We start from the raw sequence: 16191 nt of genomic DNA on the forward strand, positions 1-16191 counted from the left end.
GCTCCGTGGATTACTGCAGGACGCCCAGCAGCTCGACGTCGAAGGTCAGCGTCGCGTCCGGACCGATCGGGCCGCCCGGCGTGCCGTTGCTGCCGTAGGCCAGTTCGGACGGAACCCAGAAGCGGTACTTGGAGCCCACCGGCATCAGCGACACGCCCTCGGTCCAGCCCTTGATCACCTGGTCCAGGCCGAAATCGGCCGGCTGGCCGCGCTGGTAGCTGCTGTCGAACACGGTGCCGTCCAGCAGCTTGCCCTCGTAGTTCACGCGCACGCGGCTGCTCGCCACCGGGCGCTCGCCGCTGCCGGCGCGCAGCACTTGGTACTGCAGGCCCGAGGCGGTGGTCACCACGCCCGGCTGGGTCTTGTTCTTGGCCAGGAAGGCATTGCCTTCCTCGCGGTTCTTGCCGGCGGCGGCGGCCTGCTTGGCGGTGCTGAACGCCTGCAGCGTGGCCTGCGCCTGCTGGCGGTCCATCAGCGGCGTGCCCTTGGCGAAGAGGGTGCTGATGGCCTGGAAGGTCGCGTCCAGGTCGATCTCGCCCTTGATCGGCGCCAGCGACGGGCCGACGGCGTAGCTGCCCAGCATCAGGCCGACCTTCTCGCGGTCCACCGGCGGCGGCTGGCTGCCCGGCGCCATGCCCGGCACCTGCTGGCCGGAACGGGCCATCATCGCCACGCGCAGGGCCTGGTCGGTCTTCTGCGCTTCTTCCTGCGACAGCAGCGGCTGGCCGCCGGCGAAGGCGTTCTCCACGGCGCGGCGCAGCGCGGCGACGTCGACTTCCGAGGCGATGGGTTCGAACGAACTGGCGACGTCCACGCCGATGGCATAGCCGACTTTTTCACGTTCCGAGGTCAAAACGGACTTCTCCTTGGTGGCCGCGGGGGCGGCAGGTTGTTGCGCGATCACGGCCGCGGGGACCGCCATCGCCAGAATCATCAGCGACGCCACAGCGCCGCGCTTTCCCATCTTCATTCGCTGCATTCTCTGGAAGTGAACAAACGCCGCCATCGGCGCGAGGGGCGCCATTGTCGCATGCATGCCCGGGATGTAGGAGCGCACCGGAAGGCGCGGCGGACGCGCCGATATGGCGCCCGCGCAGTTGCCTCAGTGGTGCGGCGCGGGCCTGGCAAGCTCGCGCTCGATCGCCGCGCGCAGTTCCGGATCGTCCGGCCGCACCTTGCTCGGGAACTGCGCCACCACCTGGCCGTCGCGCGACACCAGGTACTTGTGGAAATTCCAGCCCGGCGCCACGCCGGTCAGGCGGGTCAGGTCCTGGTACAGCGGCGTGGCCTCGGGGCCGACCACATGCACCTTCTGGAACATGGGGAACTTCACCCCGTAGGTCAGCGTGCAGAACTCCTGGATCTGCGCCTCGCTGCCCGGTTCCTGGCCCTTGAAGTCGTTGGACGGGAAACCCAGGACCGAGAACCCGCGCCCGGCCAGTTCCTGGTGCAGCGCCTCCAGCCCCTCGTACTGCGGCGTGTAGCCGCACTTGGAAGCGGTGTTCACCACCAGCAGCACCTTGCCGCCGTAGGCACGGTTCAGGTTGACGGACTCCTTTCCGGCAAGCAGGCGGTAATCGCGGGCCAGCAGCGCGCCGTCGGCGGCAGCGGCGGCCCCCGCCATGGACATGGCCAATGCCATTCCAATCAGATAGTTGCGCATGGACATCGAGGTTCTCCTGAGGATGGAACTGTGTTGCCTGAAGACTAGGCCATCAGTTGGGTCACGGGGGAGTTGCATGTCGGCGTGTCGGTGTTATAGTTGCATACAACACCAGCCACCCTACACAGGGGGACCGCCATGAACCGAAGGCACCATCGACATGTTCTCCCGGCGTTGACCGCTGCCGGCACGTTGCTGCTGATCGGTTGCACGCTGTCCTTCCCGGCCGGGCGTGGCGCGGTCCAGGATTATGCCGCCGGGACCACCGGCGAAGAGCAGGAGGCCGACGCGCAGGAGAAGAGGAGCCGCCCCATCCGCCGGATGCGGACCAGCCTCTCCCTGCCCTACTTCTCATTCGCACAGTCGCTGAATCCACGGAGCTGACCATGAGCGATATCCAGTGGAGCGATGGCGCTCCCATTTACCGCCAGCTGAAGGATCGCGTCATCGCGATGATGCTGGACGGCATCATCAAGCCGGGCGACGCCCTGCCCTCGGTACGCCAGGTGGCGGCCGAGTACCAGTTGAACCCGATCACGGTCTCGCGCGCCTACCAGGAACTGGCCGACGAGAACCTGGTCGAGAAGCGCCGCGGCCTGGGCATGTTCATGACCGAGGAGGCCGCGCGCAAACTGCGCGGCAGCGAGCGCGACCGCTTTCTCAACGAAGAGTGGCCCGGCGTGCTGGAACGCATCCAGCGCCTGGGCCTGACCTTGGAAGATCTGCTGCCACCGGGGACCACACCATGAATGCCGCCGTCGAAGCCGTCGTTTCCGCCCAGGGCCTGCGCAAGGCCTACAAGCAGAAGCCGGCCCTGGACAACACCAGTTTCACCATCGCGCCGGGCCGGATCGTCGGCCTGATCGGCCCCAACGGCGCCGGCAAGACCACCGCGCTCAAGGCGCTGCTCGGCCTGACCGCGTTCGAGGGCGACCTGCGCGTGCTCGGCATGGATCCGCGCACCCAGCGCAACGCGCTGATGAACGATGTGTGCTTCATCGCCGATGTGGCGGTGCTGCCGCGCTGGATCCGGGTCAAGGAGGCCATCGACTTCGTCGCCGGCGTGCACCCGCGCTTCGACCGCGCCCGCTGCGAGCGCTTCCTCGCCAACACCAAGCTGCAGCCGAAGCAACGCGTGTCCGAGCTGTCCAAGGGCATGGTGGTGCAGTTGCACCTGGCGCTGGTGATGGCCATCGACGCGCGCGTGCTGGTGCTGGACGAGCCGACCCTGGGCTTGGACATCCTCTACCGCAAGGAGTTCTACCAGCGCCTGCTGGAGGACTACTTCGACGAGCAGAAGACGATCATCGTCACCACCCACCAGGTCGAGGAGATCGAGCACATCCTCACCGACGTGCTGTTCATCCGCGACGGGAAGATCGTGCTGTCGGCCGACATGGAAAGCGTGTCCGAGCGCTACACCGAACTGCTGGCCTCGGCCGACACCCTGCAGGCCGCGCGCGAGCTGGCGCCGATCGACGAGCGTTCGCTGCCGTTCGGCAAGACCGTGCTGCTCTACGACGGCGCCGACCGCAACCAGCTCGATGCCCTGGGCGAAACCCGCAACCCCGGCCTCGCCGACCTGTTCGTGGCCATCATGAAGGGAACCTACGCATGAACGCCGTCCACCACATCAACCCGCTGGGCAAGTTCAAGTGGCTGCTCAAGCGCGAATACTGGGAGAACCGCGGCGGCTTCCTGCGCGCGCCGCTGGTGGCCGGCGGCATCTCCCTGCTGCTGTCGCTGATGGCGATCATCGCCGGGCTGTTCGCCGCACGGCGCGCCGCCGAGAACGGCGACCTGCACATCAACGGCATCCAGGTCAACGGCCTGGACCTGGGCGTGCTGACCCAGCAGATGACGCCGGCGGACATGGCCAAGTTCGGCGAAGGCATGAACGCCACCCTGCTGCTCAGCTCGGCATGGCCGTTCATCACCCTGGCCTTCGTGGTGTTCTTCTACTGCCTGGGCGCCCTTTACGACGACCGCCGCGACCGCAGCGTGCTGTTCTGGAAATCGATGCCGGTTTCCGACACGCAGACGGTGCTGTCCAAGCTGGTCGGCGCGCTGGTCATCGCCCCGCTGCTGGCCGCGGTCGCCGCCATCGTGACGATGTTCGGCTTCATGGTCATCATCAGCCTGGTGGTGCTGTTCCACGGCGGCAACCCGATCACCCTGATCTGGGCCTCGTCCAATCCGTTCTCGATCGCCGCCAGCCACCTGGTCTGGATTCCGGTCTACGCGCTGTGGGCCATGCCCACCGCCGGCTGGCTGCTGCTGTGCTCGGCCTGGGCGAAGAGCAAGCCGTTCCTGTGGGCGGTGATGCTGCCGGTGTTCGCCGGGGTCATCGTCAGCTGGTTCGACGTGATGAAGCTGTTCGGCCTGGACAGCGGCTGGTTCTGGGGGCACGTGGTGAGCCGCCTGCTGCTCAGCGCGACCCCGGGCATCGAACTGGCCTACCGCAGCCCCACGCCGACCGGCGAATCGGTGAAGTCGATGCTGCAGGGCTTCTCGCCCGGCGTGCAGTTCGCCGGGCTGGCCAACCCCGAGCTCTGGATCGGCGTGCTGGCCGGCGCCCTGTTCATCGCCGCCGCGATCTGGCTGCGCCAGCGCCGCGACGAGATCTGAGTACCGTTCACGCCCTGCCGCAACCGCGAGGAACCCCATGGACATCAAGCACGCAACGATCACCCGCGCCCTGTTCGCCCTGGCCCTGCTGCCCGGCGCAGCGCTGGCCGAGGACCACTGCAAGTTCAGCCAGCCCAAGGCGCTGGAACTGGAGCTGGCCGGCGCCAAGGCGGTGGTCTTCGAGGTCAACAGCCACGACCTGAAGCTGCAGGCCACGCCCGGCGCGCGCGCCGCGCTGTCCGGCCGCGCCTGCGCCTCCAGCCAGGACCTGCTCGGCCAGCTCTCGCTCACCCAGGAGAAGGTCGGCGACAAGCTGGTCGTGCGCCTGGAGCGCGAAAGCCGCGGCATGAACCTCAACTTCGGCTCCAGCTACGCGTGGCTGGACATCGGCGGCACGCTGCCGGACGACGTGATGGTGCAGCTCAAGGTCGGTTCGGGCGACGCCACGCTCGCCGGCGCGCAGGCGATGAGCGCCGACGTCGGCTCGGGTGACGTGAAGGCGCGCGCCATCAAGGGCCTGGCCACCGCCGCGGTCGGCTCCGGCGACATCGAACTGGACGACGTCGGCGCGCTGCACGTGGTCTCGATCGGCTCGGGCGACGTGCGCATCGACGGGGTGCGCGGCGACGCCAGGGTCGGCAGCATCGGCTCGGGCGACCTGGAACTGCGCGGCGTGCAGGGCGCTGTCCAGATCGACAGCATCGGCTCGGGCGACGCCGATGTCGGCGACGTGCGCGGCGCGGTCGGCCTGGGCAGCCTGGGCTCAGGCGACCTGCGCGTGCGCAACGCCGCCAGCCTGCGCGTGCAGCGCATCGGCAGCGGTTCCGTCGACCACTCCGGCATCGGCGGCAGCGTCGACCTGCCGAAGAAGCACTGATTCCCTTCTTGCCAGCCACGGAAGCACCTACATGAAGACCCTCAAAGCCCCCCTGTTCGCGCTGATGCTGTGCCTGCCGCTGCTCGCCTGCGGCAACCGCCCGCAGGCCAACGACGCCAGCGGCGACACAAGCCTCGGCCAGAAGGTCCGCGAAGCGACCAACAAGGCGCGCAAGGAAATGGCCGCCAAGAACATCAGCGTCTCCAGCGATGACGGCGCCAAGGTCGAGATCTCGCCCACGGGCGACCTGCTGATCAACGGCAGCACCATCGCCGTCGACGATGCCCAGCGCAAACTGCTGCTGCAGTACCGCGAACAGGTGATGCAGGTGGCCGAAGCCGGCATCGAGATCGGCGTGCAGGGCGCCAACCTCGGCGCGCGGGCCGCCGGCGAGGCGATCAAGGGCATCTTCTCCGGCGATACCGACAAGATCGAGGAGCGCGTCAACGCCGAGGCCAGGAAGCTGGAGGAAAGCGCGGCGAAGATCTGCGACCGCCTGCCGGCCATGCTCGCCACCCAGCAGCAGCTGGCCGCCGCCATCCCCGAGTTCAAGCCCTACGCGAAGATGGACCAGAGCGACATCGATGAATGCCGCGACGGCCGCGTGACCCTGCGCTGACCGTCACCGGCGGCGGGAGCGGTAGAATCGCCGCTCCCCCGCCGTACCGTTCCGCCACGCCATGAACAAACTGCTGTTGTCCGCCCTGCTGGCCTGCGTCGCCGCCACCGCCGGTTGCGGCGACCGCGAGCAATACGCCGCCCACCGCGCCGAGCGCAGCAAGCCCAAGATGGAAGTGGGCGCGGCCATGGTGTCGGTGCGCCGCGCGCCCTACCCGAACCTGGACATCCTGCCCGACGGCAGGCTGCGCGTGGACGACATCGAGATCCCGCTGGACGAGGGCCAGCGCGAGCTGCTGAAGACCAGTTTCGTCAGGCTGCAGATCCTGCGCCAGAACACGCTGACCGACTCGACCGCGCCCGCCGACGCCAGCGGCCGCACCGTGCCGCTGGACGTGCCGGCCGGCGAAACGCCGTTCCCGCCGGACCTGGCCCAGCGCATCCCCGAGTTCAAGGACTACGCCGAAGCGCTGGCCAACCCGCGCGCGCTGCGCTGAAAAGCTGCGGGTCTGAAGCCCCTCTCCCCCCGTGAGAGGGGTTGGGGTGAGGGCCGGAACGAAGCCTCGCAACATCAAACTGCAAGAGGCTTCGCCCGGACCCTCATCCGGCGCTGCGCGCCACCTTCTCCCACAGGGAGAAGGAAAAGCTGCAGCGCCGAAGCCCCTCTCCCTCGGGGAGAGGGGTTGGGGTGAGGGCCGGAACGAAGCCCGCGACATCAAGCCGCAGGAGGCTTCGCCCGCACCCTCATCCGGCGCTGCGCGCCACCTTCTCCCGCAGGGAGAAGGAAAAGCTGCAGTCCCTAAGCCCCTCTCCCTCGGGGAGAGGGGTTGGGGTGAGGGTCGGAACGAAGCCTGCGATATCAAGCCGCAAGAGGCTTCGCCCGTACCCTCATCCGGCGCTGCGCGCCACCTTCTCCCGCAGGGAGAAGGAAAAGCTGCAGCGCCAAAGCCCCTCTCCCACCGGGAGAGGGGTTGGGGTGAGGGCCGGAACGAAGCCCGCGATATCAAGCTGCAGGGGCTTCGCCCTCACCCTCATCCAGCGCCGCGCGCCACCTTCTCCCGCAGGGAGAAGGGAAAACACAGGTCAGCCTTCATGGATGCCGCCGCGCGTCAACGCCGCCGGATCCAGCAGCCGATTGAGCTCCGCTTCCGGCAGGCCGCTGTCCTCGCGCGCCACGTCCAGCACCGGGCGCTGTTCCTTGTAGGCGCGCTTGGCGATGGCCGCGGCCTTTTCGTAGCCGATGATCGGATTGAGCGCGGTCACCAGGATGGGATTGCGCGCCAGCGCCTCGCGCACCCGCTCCTGCTTGACCACCAGCCCGGCAAATACCTTGTCGGCCAGCAGGTTCATGACGCTGGACAGCAGCTGGATCGAATCGAGCAGGTTGGCCGCGATCAGCGGCAGCGCCACGTTCAACTGGAAGTTGCCGGTCTGCCCGGCCACGGTGATCGCGGTGTGGTGGCCGATCACCTGCGCGGCCGCCATCACCGTCGCTTCCGGAATCACCGGATTGACCTTGCCCGGCATGATCGAACTGCCCGGCTGCAGCGCCGGCAGCTCGACCTCGCCCAGCCCGGCCAGCGGCCCGGAGTTCATCCAGCGCAGGTCGTTGGCGATCTTGATCAGCGCCACCGCCAGCGCGTTGAACTGGCCGGACAGCTCCACCGCGTCGTCCTGCGCGGCCAGTCCTTCGAACTTGTTCTGCGCGCTGTCGAACTTCACCCCGGTGGCCGCCGAGAGCGCGCGCGCCACCTTGGCGCCGAAACGCGGATCGGCATTGATGCCGGTGCCGATCGCGGTGCCGCCCAGCGGCAGCCGGCGCAGCCGCTTCAGCGCGTCCTCGATGCGCCCCTGCGCCGATTCCAGCTGCGCCGACCAGGCGCCGAACTCCTGTGCGAAGGTCAGCGGCATCGCGTCCATCAGATGGGTGCGGCCGGTCTTGACCACCTTGCCCAGCGAACGGCCGCGCCTGTCGATGGTGCGGCGCAGGTGCCTGAGCGCCGGCAGCAGCGTTTCCACCGTTTCCAGCTGCGCCGACACGCGGATGGCGGTAGGGATCACGTCGTTGGAGCTCTGCCCGAGGTTGACGTGGTCGTTGGGATGCACACCTGTTCTGCCGGCCTTGCCGCCTCCGGCTTTCATCCGGCGCGACGCCAGCGTAGCGATGACCTCGTTGGCGTTCATGTTCGACGAGGTGCCGGAACCGGTCTGGTAGACGTCGATCGGGAAATGCGCGTCGTGCTCGCCGCCCGCCACGTCCAGCGCCGCCGCACGGATCGCCCGGCCCACGCCCTTGGGCAGCAGCCCGAGCCCGGTGTTGACCTCGGCGGCGCAGGCCTTCACCAGCCCCAGCGCGCGGATGAAGGCGCGCGGCATGCGCTGCCCCGACACCGGGAAGTTCTGCACCGCGCGCTGGGTCTGCGCGCCCCACAGCGCGTCGGCAGGCACCTGCAGCTCGCCCATGCTGTCGTGTTCGATCCGGTATTTCTGGTTCATTCGCTTGTCTCCGCGCGTCTTCTGGGGGAATGAGTCAGCGGCTGGCGGCACGGGCTGGCGGCTGCGTCCAGCATACGTCGCGGCGGCACGCGGGGCGATGACGGTCCGACCAGGCCGGCGCCACCACCGGCCATCGCGGCAGCCGCCCGCCCGCCCTGCCGTAGAATGTGCGCCCCGCCCCGCTGCCCTGCCCCCGCCATGACCGATCCCTCCCGTCCAGACGCCGCCCTGCTCGCCCTGTCCCCGCTCGATGGCCGCTACGCCTCCAAGGTCGACGCGCTGCGCCCGATCTTCTCCGAGTACGGCCTGATCAGGGCCCGCGTGAAGGTGGAAATCGAATGGCTGCTGGCGCTGGCCGCCGAACCGGGCATCGGCGAACTGGCCGACTTCTCCGCCGCCGCCAAGGCGCGCCTGCACGCCCTGGCCGAAGGCTTCTCGGTGGCCGACGCGGCGCGCGTCAAGGAGATCGAGCGCACCACCAACCACGACGTCAAGGCGGTGGAGTACTTCATCAAGGAACGGCTCAAGGACGACGCCGAGCTGGCCCCGGCGCTGGAATTCGTGCATTTCGCCTGCACCAGCGAGGACATCAACAACCTGTCCTACGGCCTGATGCTGGCCGAAGCCCGCGGCAAGGTGCTGCTGCCGACCCTGGACGGCATCGCCGCCACGCTGCGCCAGCTGGCGCATGCCCAGGCCGGACAGCCGATGCTCTCGCGCACCCACGGCCAGACCGCCTCGCCGACCACGCTGGGCAAGGAAGTGGCCAACGTCGTCGCCCGCCTGGAACGGCAGGTCCGCCAGATCGCGGCGGTCGAGCTGACCGGCAAGATCAACGGCGCGGTGGGCAACTACAACGCGCACGTGGTGTCCTACCCGGACGTGGACTGGCCGGGCTTCGCCGAGCGCTTCGTCGCCTCGCTGGGCCTGGTGTTCAACCCCTACACCACCCAGATCGAGCCGCACGACAACGTCGCCGAGATCGGCGACGCCACCCGCCGCGCCAACACCATCCTGATCGACCTGGCCCGCGACATCTGGGGCTATGTCTCGCTGGGCTACTTCAAGCAGAAGCTCAAGGAAGGCGAAGTCGGTTCCTCGACCATGCCGCACAAGGTCAACCCGATCGACTTCGAGAACGCCGAGGGCAACTTCGGCATCGCCAACGCACTGTTCGAGCACTTCAGTGCCAAGCTGCCGATCAGCCGCTGGCAGCGCGACCTGACCGACTCCACCGTGTTGCGCGCGCTGGGCACCGCCTTCGGCCACACCCAGGTGGCGCTGGAGTCGCTGGCCAAGGGCCTGGGCAAGCTGGAGGTGAACCCGCAGCGCCTGGACGCCGACCTCGACGCGGCCTGGGAAGTGCTGGCCGAAGCCGTGCAGACGGTGATGCGCCGCCACGGCCTGCCCAACCCGTACGAGCAGCTCAAGGCGCTGACCCGCGGCCAGGGCATCACCGCCGAATCGATGCGCGGGTTCATCGAATCGCTGGACCTGCCGGCCGAAGACAAGCAGCGCCTGCGCGAGCTGACCCCGGGCGGCTACATCGGTCTGGCAGCGGGCTTGGCCAAGGCGATCTGATCGGCGCACCTGCAAGCCCTTCCGGCCTGCGACGACGGCGGAGCGAAAGCTCCGCCGTTTGCAGCAGGAACGGGCCGCAGGGCACCGCGTAATAAAATCTTCGCGCGGCCTCTGCCAGCATCGGGCAACCCGATGACAGTGGAGTCCCCATGCGGATCAGCCCCCTCCTGCTCGCCCCGACCCTGGCCGCGCTCGGCGCCTGCAACCCCGGCGCCCCGGAAACCGGCACCGCCGCGCCGGCAGCATCACCGTCGCCGGCCACTGCGCCTGCCGTTTCCGACACCCTCAACGACCCCGGCAGCGGTGCCGACTGCGCCGGCAAGAACCTGCGCATCAGCCGCGACAACACCACCCTGGTCATCAACGGCGAATGCGGCGAGGTCACCATCACCGCCTCCGGCGGCAGCCTCAACTTCGACAAGGCCCGGGCCATCGTGGTCGAAGGCAGCCATTACACGGTGCTCAACACCGACGTGGACACCGTGCGGGTGGTGGGCAGCGACAACACGCTCAACCTGACCAATGCCCGGCGCATCGAGGTCAGCGGCAACAACAACAAGATCCTGTCCCGGGAAACGGCCGAGATCCAGTTCAGCGGCAACACCAACACGCTCAACACCGACGGCCAGCCGCAGGTGGACGACCGCGGCAGCGGCAACCGGGTCATCTGACCTGCCCCGCTTCGGCGGAGCGGAGCCGGGTTCCGCCAGGGCCTTGCCCGCAAGGCCGCCGGACGTGGCCCGGCGCCACCGCCATCCCCGTGGCGGTTGATCCAGATCAGCCGCCCATCGTGCGGTTTGCCGTCAACAAGGGGACAATAGCCGGGATACGCGCCGCAGGCGCCTGATTCCCGTTTTCCGCTGCAAGGATCCCCCATGGCTGCACGCAAGCAAAAGACCCATCCGATCGAAGTCCAGGCCCGCCCCGGGCAGATGCTCGGCATGCCGATCGAGCGCTTCCTGCGCGACTACTGGCAGAAGCGCCCGCTGCTGATCCGCGGCGCGTTCGCGGATTTCCAGACCCCGGTGATGCCCGAAGACCTGGCCGGCCTGGCCTGCGAGGAAGGCGCGCTGGCGCGCCTGGTCACCCACGACCGCGCCACCGACGGCTGGAGCCTGCGTACCGGCCCGTTCCAGGAAGACGATTTCCCGGGCATGCCCGACCACGACTGGACCCTGCTGGTGCAGGACGTGGACAAGTGGGACCCGGACGTGCGCGCGCTGATCGGGCACTTCGACTTCCTGCCGCGCTGGCGCATGGACGATGTGATGATCAGCTTCGCCGCCACCGGCGGTTCGGTCGGCGCCCATGTCGACCAGTACGACGTGTTCCTGCTGCAGGCCCATGGCCACCGCCGCTGGCAGATCGACGCCAGCGAATCGACCAAGGGCAAGCGCCCGCCGCTGGATTTCCGCCCCGACGTCGAGCTGAAGCTGCTGCGCAGGTTCAAGCCGACCCATGACTGGGTGCTGGAGCCGGGCGACATGCTGTACCTGCCGCCGAACGTGCCGCACCACGGCGTGGCCGAAGACCCCTGCCTGACCTTCTCCTTCGGCATGCGCGCGCCGTCCTCGGCCGAGCTGATCAGCGACTGGCTGGACGACCTGGTGGCCGACGCCGACGAGGCCATCCGCTACCAGGACCCGGACCTGAAGCTGCCCGAAGACCCCAACGAGATCGACGCGGCGGCGATGAAGCGGGTGGTCGCCGCGCTCAACGCGCTGCGCATGAACGACCCGGACCGCCTGGGCGACTGGTTCGGCCGCTTCATCACCACCTACCGCGCCGCCGGCGACATCCTGCCCTCGCAGGCGCCGCCGGCCCCCGCCGAGGTCGAAACCGTGCTGGAAGAAGGCGGCCTGCTCGAACGCCACCCGTGGGCGCGGCTGGCCTGGCGCCGCGCCACACCCGCGCGCGCGCGACGCTGTACAGCAGCGGCCACGCCTTCGCGCTGCCGGTCCGGGACGCGCAGGGCCTGGCCGCCGCCGAGCGGATCGACGCGGCCATGTTCGGCAAGCTGTCGGCCAAGGGGCGCAGCGCGGTGCTGGAACTGCTGGCCGGCGGCCACTACCAGCTGCTGGACGCCGAGACCCTGGCGGCGATGCAGGCCGAACAGGACGCCCTCGAGGTCATGGAAGAAACGCTCGATGAGGACTTCGACGACGAGGCCGATGCCCCGGAACTCGAGATCGAGGTGTTCGAATACGCCCAGGCCGGCGAAGGCGAACCGGCCAGCGGCGCCATCGACACCGTGCAGGTGAACGAGGAAGGCGTCGAAGTGGTGGTGATCTGCGACGACGGCGACGAGGACAGCCCGGCGGCATGACGCCCGCGGCGTTCCACGTCGAAGCGGCCGACTACGCCGCGCGGCATGCGCTGCTGCACGGCGTGCGCCATGCCGTGTTCGTCGGCGAACAGCAGGTGCCGGCCGAACTGGAGACCGACGAGCTGGACCCGCTCAGCCACCACGTGGTGGCGCTGGATGCCGATGGCCACGCCATCGGCACCGGCCGGCTGACCCCGCAAAGGCGCATCGGCCGCATGGCGGTCCTGCCCGGCTGGCGCGGCCGCGGTGTCGGCGAGGCGCTGCTGCAGGCGCTGGTGGCCGAGGCCGCGCGGCGCGGCTGGGGCGAGGTCGCGCTGCACGCCCAGGTCCAGGTCGCGCTGCACGCCCCCCAGGTCCACGCCCGCGACTTCTATGCCCGAAACGGTTTCCTGCCCGAGGGCGCGGAGTTCGAGGAGGCCGGCATCGTCCATCAGACCATGCGCCGCCGCATGGACGGCGCCATGCGCGTGCAGGACGCCGGCCAGGCCGAGGCGGCGATGGCGTCGGTGATCCACCGCGCCCGGCGTCGCCTGCTGCTCGGCTGCGACGCCGGCGACGCCGCCGTGCTCGGCCAGCCCGCGGCATTGCAGGCGCTGCGCCGCTTCGCCGCCGCGCGCCACGACAAGCAGGCGCTGGTGCTGCTGCACGACGGCGACCTGGTGGCCCTGCCCGCGCCCCTGCTGGCGCTCGTCCAGCGCCTGCCCAGCGTATTCCAGCTGCGCCAGCCATCGGACCCGGCCGATGCGTCGCTGCTGCCGCGCGGCGCGGTCAACGACAACGGCGACTGCTACTTTCGTCCAATGGGCGAACGCACCGATGGCGCACTGGCGCTGGACATGCCGGCCCAGGCCCGCCGGCAGGACGCGCTGTTCCAGCGCGCATGGGACGGCGCAGCGGTCTGCGAAGGGCTCCGGACACTGGGCATCTGAGCGCTGTCAGGCCGGGACAAGGCATGGCCAGACATTAGCCCAAAGACATGGCCTGACATTAACCCGGTGGACAGCGTGTGTGCCCCTTCCTGTCCCCGCGAGGGTATAATTCAGCGGTTTCATCACGCCCGCGCGGCGTCCTGCTGCAAGGTCCCGCCGGTTCCAGACGCCATACCCCACAAGCGAATCCGACCCTCCATCGTGGACAATCTCCTGAAGCAGTTTGCGCAGTCATCGCAACTCGCCGGCGGCAACGCCTCCTATATCGAGGATCTGTACGAGCAGTACCTCGTCTCCCCGGACAGTGTGGACCCCAAATGGAAGTCCTACTTCGACGGCTTCAAGGGCCGCGAAGCAGGTGATGTCCCGCATTCGGCCGTCATCGCCCACATCGCCGAGGCCGGCCGCAACGCCTCCAGCGCCGTGGCCAGTGCCGGCGGCGGCGACGAGCGCGAGCGCAACGTCGGACGCCTGATCACCGCCTACCGCTCGCGCGGCCACCTCGGCGCGCAGCTCGACCCGCTGGGCCTGACCCCGCCGGTCAACCCGCCCGACCTGAGCCTGCCGTTCCACCACCTGTCCGACGCCGACCTCAACGACGAGTTCAGCACCGGCGGCGTCGGCGGCCAGCCGCGCATGAAGCTGCGCGACCTGCTGGCGCGCCTGAAGGCGACCTACACCGGCTCCATCGGCGCCGAGTTCATGTACATCGCCGAAGTCGACCAGCGCCAGTGGCTGTACCAGCGCCTGGAAAGCGCCGGCGGCAACTACAACCTCGATGCCGACACCCAGCGCCGCACCCTGGAGCGCCTGACCGCCGCCGAGGGCCTGGAACGCTACCTGCACACCAAGTACGTCGGCCAGAAGCGTTTCTCGCTGGAAGGCGGCGACTCGCTGATCCCGATGATGGACACGGTGATCCGCGACGCCGGCAAGGACGGCGTCAAGGACGTGGTGATCGGCATGGCCCACCGCGGCCGCCTGAACGTGCTGGTCAACACCCTGGGCAAGAACCCGCGCAAGCTGTTCGACGAATTCGAAGGCCGCTTCGAGCACGACGACCGTGCCGTCGCCGGCGACGTGAAGTACCACATGGGCTTCTCGGCCGACGTCGCCACCGCCGGCGGCCCGGTGCACTTGGCGCTGGCGTTCAACCCGTCGCACCTGGAGATCGTCGACCCGGTGGTCGCCGGCTCGGTGCGTTCGCGCCAGGAGCGCCGCGGCGACGCCGCGCGCCGCCAGGTCATGCCGATCCTGATCCACGGCGACGCCGCGTTCGCCGGCCAGGGCGTGGTGATGGAGCTGTTCCAGATGTCGCAGGCGCGCGGCTTCGCCGTCGGCGGCACCGTGCACATCGTCATCAACAACCAGGTCGGCTTCACCACCTCCAACCGCGACGACTCGCGCTCGACCCTGTACTGCACCGACATCGCCAAGATGGTCGGCGCGCCGGTCCTGCACGTGAACGGCGACGACCCGGAAGCGGTGGTGTTCGCCGCGAAGCTGGCCTACGACTTCCGCCAGCAGTTCCACAAGGACGTGGTGATCGACCTGGTGTGCTACCGCCGCTGGGGCCACAACGAGGCCGACGAGCCGGCGATCACCCAGCCGCTGATGTACCAGGTGATCCGCAAGCACAAGACCACCCGCGAGCTGTACGCCGAGAAGCTGGAGGCCGCCGGCGTGATCCCGGCCAACGGCGGCAAGGCGCTGGTCGATGCCTACCGCGAGAAGCTCGATTCGGGCGAGGTCACCACCGAGCTGGCCCAGGTCGAGAAGACCCCGCCGACCAGCAAGCTGTACGTGGACTGGCCGAAGCTGCTGGCCGGCAAGCTGTCCGACCCGGTCAGCACCCAGGTGCCGATGGCCGAGCTGACCCGCCTGGCCAAGCTGATCAACACCATCCCCGAGGGCGTGGAACTGCACTCGCGCGTGGCCAAGGTCTACGACGACCGCCGCAAGATGGCCGCCGGCGAGGTCCCGGGCGACTGGGGCTTCGCCGAGAACCTGGCCTACGCCACCCTGCTCGACCAAGGCCATGGCCTGCGCCTGGTCGGCCAGGACGTGGGCCGCGGCACCTTCACCCACCGCCACGCGATCCTGCACGACCAGAAGACCGACGCCTATTACCTGCCGCTGCGCCAACTGGTGCAGTCGCCGGAACAGGCCACCGTCATCGACTCGCTGCTCAGCGAGGAAGCGGTGATGGCCTACGAATACGGCTTCTCCACCACCGATCCCAATACCCTGTGCATCTGGGAAGGCCAGTTCGGCGACTTCGCCAACGGCGCCCAGGTGGTGATCGACCAGTTCATCGCCTCCGGCGAAGCCAAGTGGGGCCGCATTTCCGGCCTGACCCTGCTGCTGCCGCACGGCTACGAAGGCCAGGGCCCGGAACACAGCTCGGCGCGCCTGGAGCGCTTCCTGCAGCTGTGCGCGCTGGAGAACATGCTGGTCTGCGTGCCGTCGACCCCGGCGCAGGCGTTCCACATGCTGCGCCGCCAGCTGTGCATGACCACCCGCAAGCCGCTGGTGGTGATGTCGCCCAAGTCGCTGCTGCGCCACAAGCTGGCCGTCTCGACCATGGACGAACTGGCCAACGGCGAATTCCAGCACCTGATCGGCGATGCCGCCGCGGACGCCAGGAAGGTCAAGCGCGTGGTGCTGTGCTCGGGCAAGGTCTACTACGACCTGCTGGAAGACCAGACCAAGCGCGGCCAGGACGACGTGGCCATCATCCGCGTGGAGCAGCTGTACCCGTTCCCGCGCCCGCAGCTGGCCGCCGAGCTGAAGAAGTACGGCAAGGCCACCGACGTGGTGTGGTGCCAGGAAGAGCCGATGAACCAGGGTGCGTGGTACCAGATCCGCCACCACCTGCAGGCCTGCCTGGCCGATGGCCAGGGCCTGCACTACGCTGGCCGTCCGCGCTCGCCGTCGCCGGCCGTCGGCCACATGGCCGACCACCTGCGCGAACTGCAGCAGCTGCTCGCCGATGCGCTGGTCAACCCCTTCAACGACCAGTTCGCTGAATAACTCTCCCCCTTTCACGAAGAATACGAACCAGGAAGCCCCT

14 protein-coding genes and 1 pseudogene are annotated in these 16191 nt (G+C 68.9%); 12 read left to right on the plus strand and 3 right to left on the minus strand.

Annotation, left to right across the window (positions count from 1 at the left end; genetic code table 11):
- Positions 1-10 precede the first annotated feature (10 nt).
- Complete coding sequence (locus ABTV91_RS13220; RefSeq protein ID WP_433851849.1) at positions 11-970, minus strand: FKBP-type peptidyl-prolyl cis-trans isomerase N-terminal domain-containing protein; 960 nt, start codon at positions 968-970, stop codon at positions 11-13.
- 132 nt (positions 971-1102) lie between these two features.
- Positions 1103-1642 carry a glutathione peroxidase gene (locus ABTV91_RS13225; protein WP_433854181.1) on the minus strand — a complete coding sequence of 180 codons (540 nt, stop codon included), beginning with the start codon at positions 1640-1642 and terminating at the stop codon, positions 1103-1105.
- Positions 1643-1801: 159 nt separating this feature from the next.
- On the opposite strand from ABTV91_RS13225, the gene ABTV91_RS13230 reads away from it, so the two are divergent.
- The 7 genes from ABTV91_RS13230 to ABTV91_RS13260 all read left to right on the plus strand — a co-directional run bounded on the left by ABTV91_RS13230 (position 1802) and on the right by ABTV91_RS13260 (position 6283).
- Positions 1802-2047, plus strand: coding sequence for a hypothetical protein (locus ABTV91_RS13230; RefSeq protein ID WP_433851850.1), 246 nt, complete (start codon positions 1802-1804; stop codon positions 2045-2047).
- 2 nt (positions 2048-2049) lie between these two features.
- The gene (locus tag ABTV91_RS13235) at positions 2050-2412 is read left to right on the plus strand and encodes a GntR family transcriptional regulator (RefSeq protein WP_055764809.1); all 363 of its coding nucleotides are present in this window, start codon (positions 2050-2052) and stop codon (positions 2410-2412) included.
- Positions 2409-3281 carry an ABC transporter ATP-binding protein gene (locus ABTV91_RS13240; protein WP_433851851.1) on the plus strand — a complete coding sequence of 291 codons (873 nt, stop codon included), beginning with the start codon at positions 2409-2411 and terminating at the stop codon, positions 3279-3281. Before ABTV91_RS13235 ends, ABTV91_RS13240 begins: the two co-directional genes overlap by 4 nt.
- Complete coding sequence (locus ABTV91_RS13245) at positions 3278-4291, plus strand: hypothetical protein (protein ID WP_433851852.1); 1014 nt, start codon at positions 3278-3280, stop codon at positions 4289-4291. The genes ABTV91_RS13240 and ABTV91_RS13245 overlap by 4 nt, the downstream gene beginning before the upstream one ends.
- A 37-nt stretch (positions 4292-4328) precedes the next feature.
- Positions 4329-5168: a DUF4097 family beta strand repeat-containing protein gene (locus ABTV91_RS13250; protein WP_433851853.1), complete on the plus strand. Its 840-nt coding sequence runs from the start codon at positions 4329-4331 to the stop codon at positions 5166-5168.
- Positions 5169-5199: 31 nt separating this feature from the next.
- Positions 5200-5787, plus strand: a complete 588-nt coding sequence (locus ABTV91_RS13255; RefSeq protein ID WP_433851854.1) for a DUF2884 family protein — start codon at positions 5200-5202, stop codon at positions 5785-5787.
- A gap of 61 nt (positions 5788-5848) precedes the next feature.
- The gene (locus ABTV91_RS13260; protein ID WP_433851855.1) at positions 5849-6283 is read left to right on the plus strand and encodes a hypothetical protein; all 435 of its coding nucleotides are present in this window, start codon (positions 5849-5851) and stop codon (positions 6281-6283) included.
- 586 nt (positions 6284-6869) lie between these two features.
- On the opposite strand, the gene ABTV91_RS13265 is transcribed toward ABTV91_RS13260, so the two are convergent.
- On the minus strand, positions 6870-8282 hold the full coding sequence (locus ABTV91_RS13265; RefSeq protein ID WP_433851856.1) for a class II fumarate hydratase: 1413 nt from the start codon (positions 8280-8282) through the stop codon (positions 6870-6872).
- A gap of 198 nt (positions 8283-8480) precedes the next feature.
- On the opposite strand from ABTV91_RS13265, the gene purB reads away from it, so the two are divergent.
- The 5 genes and pseudogenes from purB to ABTV91_RS13290 all read left to right on the plus strand — a co-directional run bounded on the left by purB (position 8481) and on the right by ABTV91_RS13290 (position 16151).
- On the plus strand, positions 8481-9863 hold the full coding sequence (purB, locus tag ABTV91_RS13270; protein ID WP_433851857.1) for an adenylosuccinate lyase: 1383 nt from the start codon (positions 8481-8483) through the stop codon (positions 9861-9863).
- A 149-nt stretch (positions 9864-10012) separates the two neighbouring features.
- The gene (locus tag ABTV91_RS13275; protein WP_433851858.1) at positions 10013-10534 is read left to right on the plus strand and encodes a DUF3060 domain-containing protein; all 522 of its coding nucleotides are present in this window, start codon (positions 10013-10015) and stop codon (positions 10532-10534) included.
- Positions 10535-10738: 204 nt separating this feature from the next.
- Positions 10739-12189 (plus strand): annotated as a pseudogene (locus ABTV91_RS13280) (JmjC domain-containing protein).
- Positions 12186-13118 carry a GNAT family N-acetyltransferase gene (locus ABTV91_RS13285; protein ID WP_433851859.1) on the plus strand — a complete coding sequence of 311 codons (933 nt, stop codon included), beginning with the start codon at positions 12186-12188 and terminating at the stop codon, positions 13116-13118. The pseudogene ABTV91_RS13280 and the gene ABTV91_RS13285 overlap by 4 nt, the downstream one beginning before the upstream one ends.
- Before the next feature lie 201 nt (positions 13119-13319).
- Positions 13320-16151, plus strand: coding sequence for a 2-oxoglutarate dehydrogenase E1 component (locus tag ABTV91_RS13290; protein ID WP_433851860.1), 2832 nt, complete (start codon positions 13320-13322; stop codon positions 16149-16151).
- Positions 16152-16191 lie beyond the last annotated feature (40 nt).

The sequence above is a fragment of the Stenotrophomonas nitritireducens genome, assembly GCF_050984405.1.
Classification (GTDB): Bacteria; Pseudomonadota; Gammaproteobacteria; order Xanthomonadales; family Xanthomonadaceae; genus Stenotrophomonas; species Stenotrophomonas nitritireducens_B.

What these genes read in the sequence shown, in the direction of transcription:
- ABTV91_RS13220 (WP_433851849.1), bottom strand. Translation starts at nt 970, where the DNA reads ATGAAGATGGGAAAGCGCGGCGCTGTGGCGTCGCTGATGATTCTGGCG.
- ABTV91_RS13225 (WP_433854181.1), bottom strand. Translation starts at nt 1,642, where the DNA reads ATGGCATTGGCCATGTCCATGGCGGGGGCCGCCGCTGCCGCCGACGGC.
- ABTV91_RS13230 (WP_433851850.1), top strand. Translation starts at nt 1,802, where the DNA reads ATGAACCGAAGGCACCATCGACATGTTCTCCCGGCGTTGACCGCTGCC.
- ABTV91_RS13235 (WP_055764809.1), top strand. Translation starts at nt 2,050, where the DNA reads ATGAGCGATATCCAGTGGAGCGATGGCGCTCCCATTTACCGCCAGCTG.
- ABTV91_RS13240 (WP_433851851.1), top strand. Translation starts at nt 2,409, where the DNA reads ATGAATGCCGCCGTCGAAGCCGTCGTTTCCGCCCAGGGCCTGCGCAAG.
- ABTV91_RS13245 (WP_433851852.1), top strand. Translation starts at nt 3,278, where the DNA reads ATGAACGCCGTCCACCACATCAACCCGCTGGGCAAGTTCAAGTGGCTG.
- ABTV91_RS13250 (WP_433851853.1), top strand. Translation starts at nt 4,329, where the DNA reads ATGGACATCAAGCACGCAACGATCACCCGCGCCCTGTTCGCCCTGGCC.
- ABTV91_RS13255 (WP_433851854.1), top strand. Translation starts at nt 5,200, where the DNA reads ATGAAGACCCTCAAAGCCCCCCTGTTCGCGCTGATGCTGTGCCTGCCG.
- ABTV91_RS13260 (WP_433851855.1), top strand. Translation starts at nt 5,849, where the DNA reads ATGAACAAACTGCTGTTGTCCGCCCTGCTGGCCTGCGTCGCCGCCACC.
- ABTV91_RS13265 (WP_433851856.1), bottom strand. Translation starts at nt 8,282, where the DNA reads ATGAACCAGAAATACCGGATCGAACACGACAGCATGGGCGAGCTGCAG.
- purB (WP_433851857.1), top strand. Translation starts at nt 8,481, where the DNA reads ATGACCGATCCCTCCCGTCCAGACGCCGCCCTGCTCGCCCTGTCCCCG.
- ABTV91_RS13275 (WP_433851858.1), top strand. Translation starts at nt 10,013, where the DNA reads ATGCGGATCAGCCCCCTCCTGCTCGCCCCGACCCTGGCCGCGCTCGGC.
- ABTV91_RS13285 (WP_433851859.1), top strand. Translation starts at nt 12,186, where the DNA reads ATGACGCCCGCGGCGTTCCACGTCGAAGCGGCCGACTACGCCGCGCGG.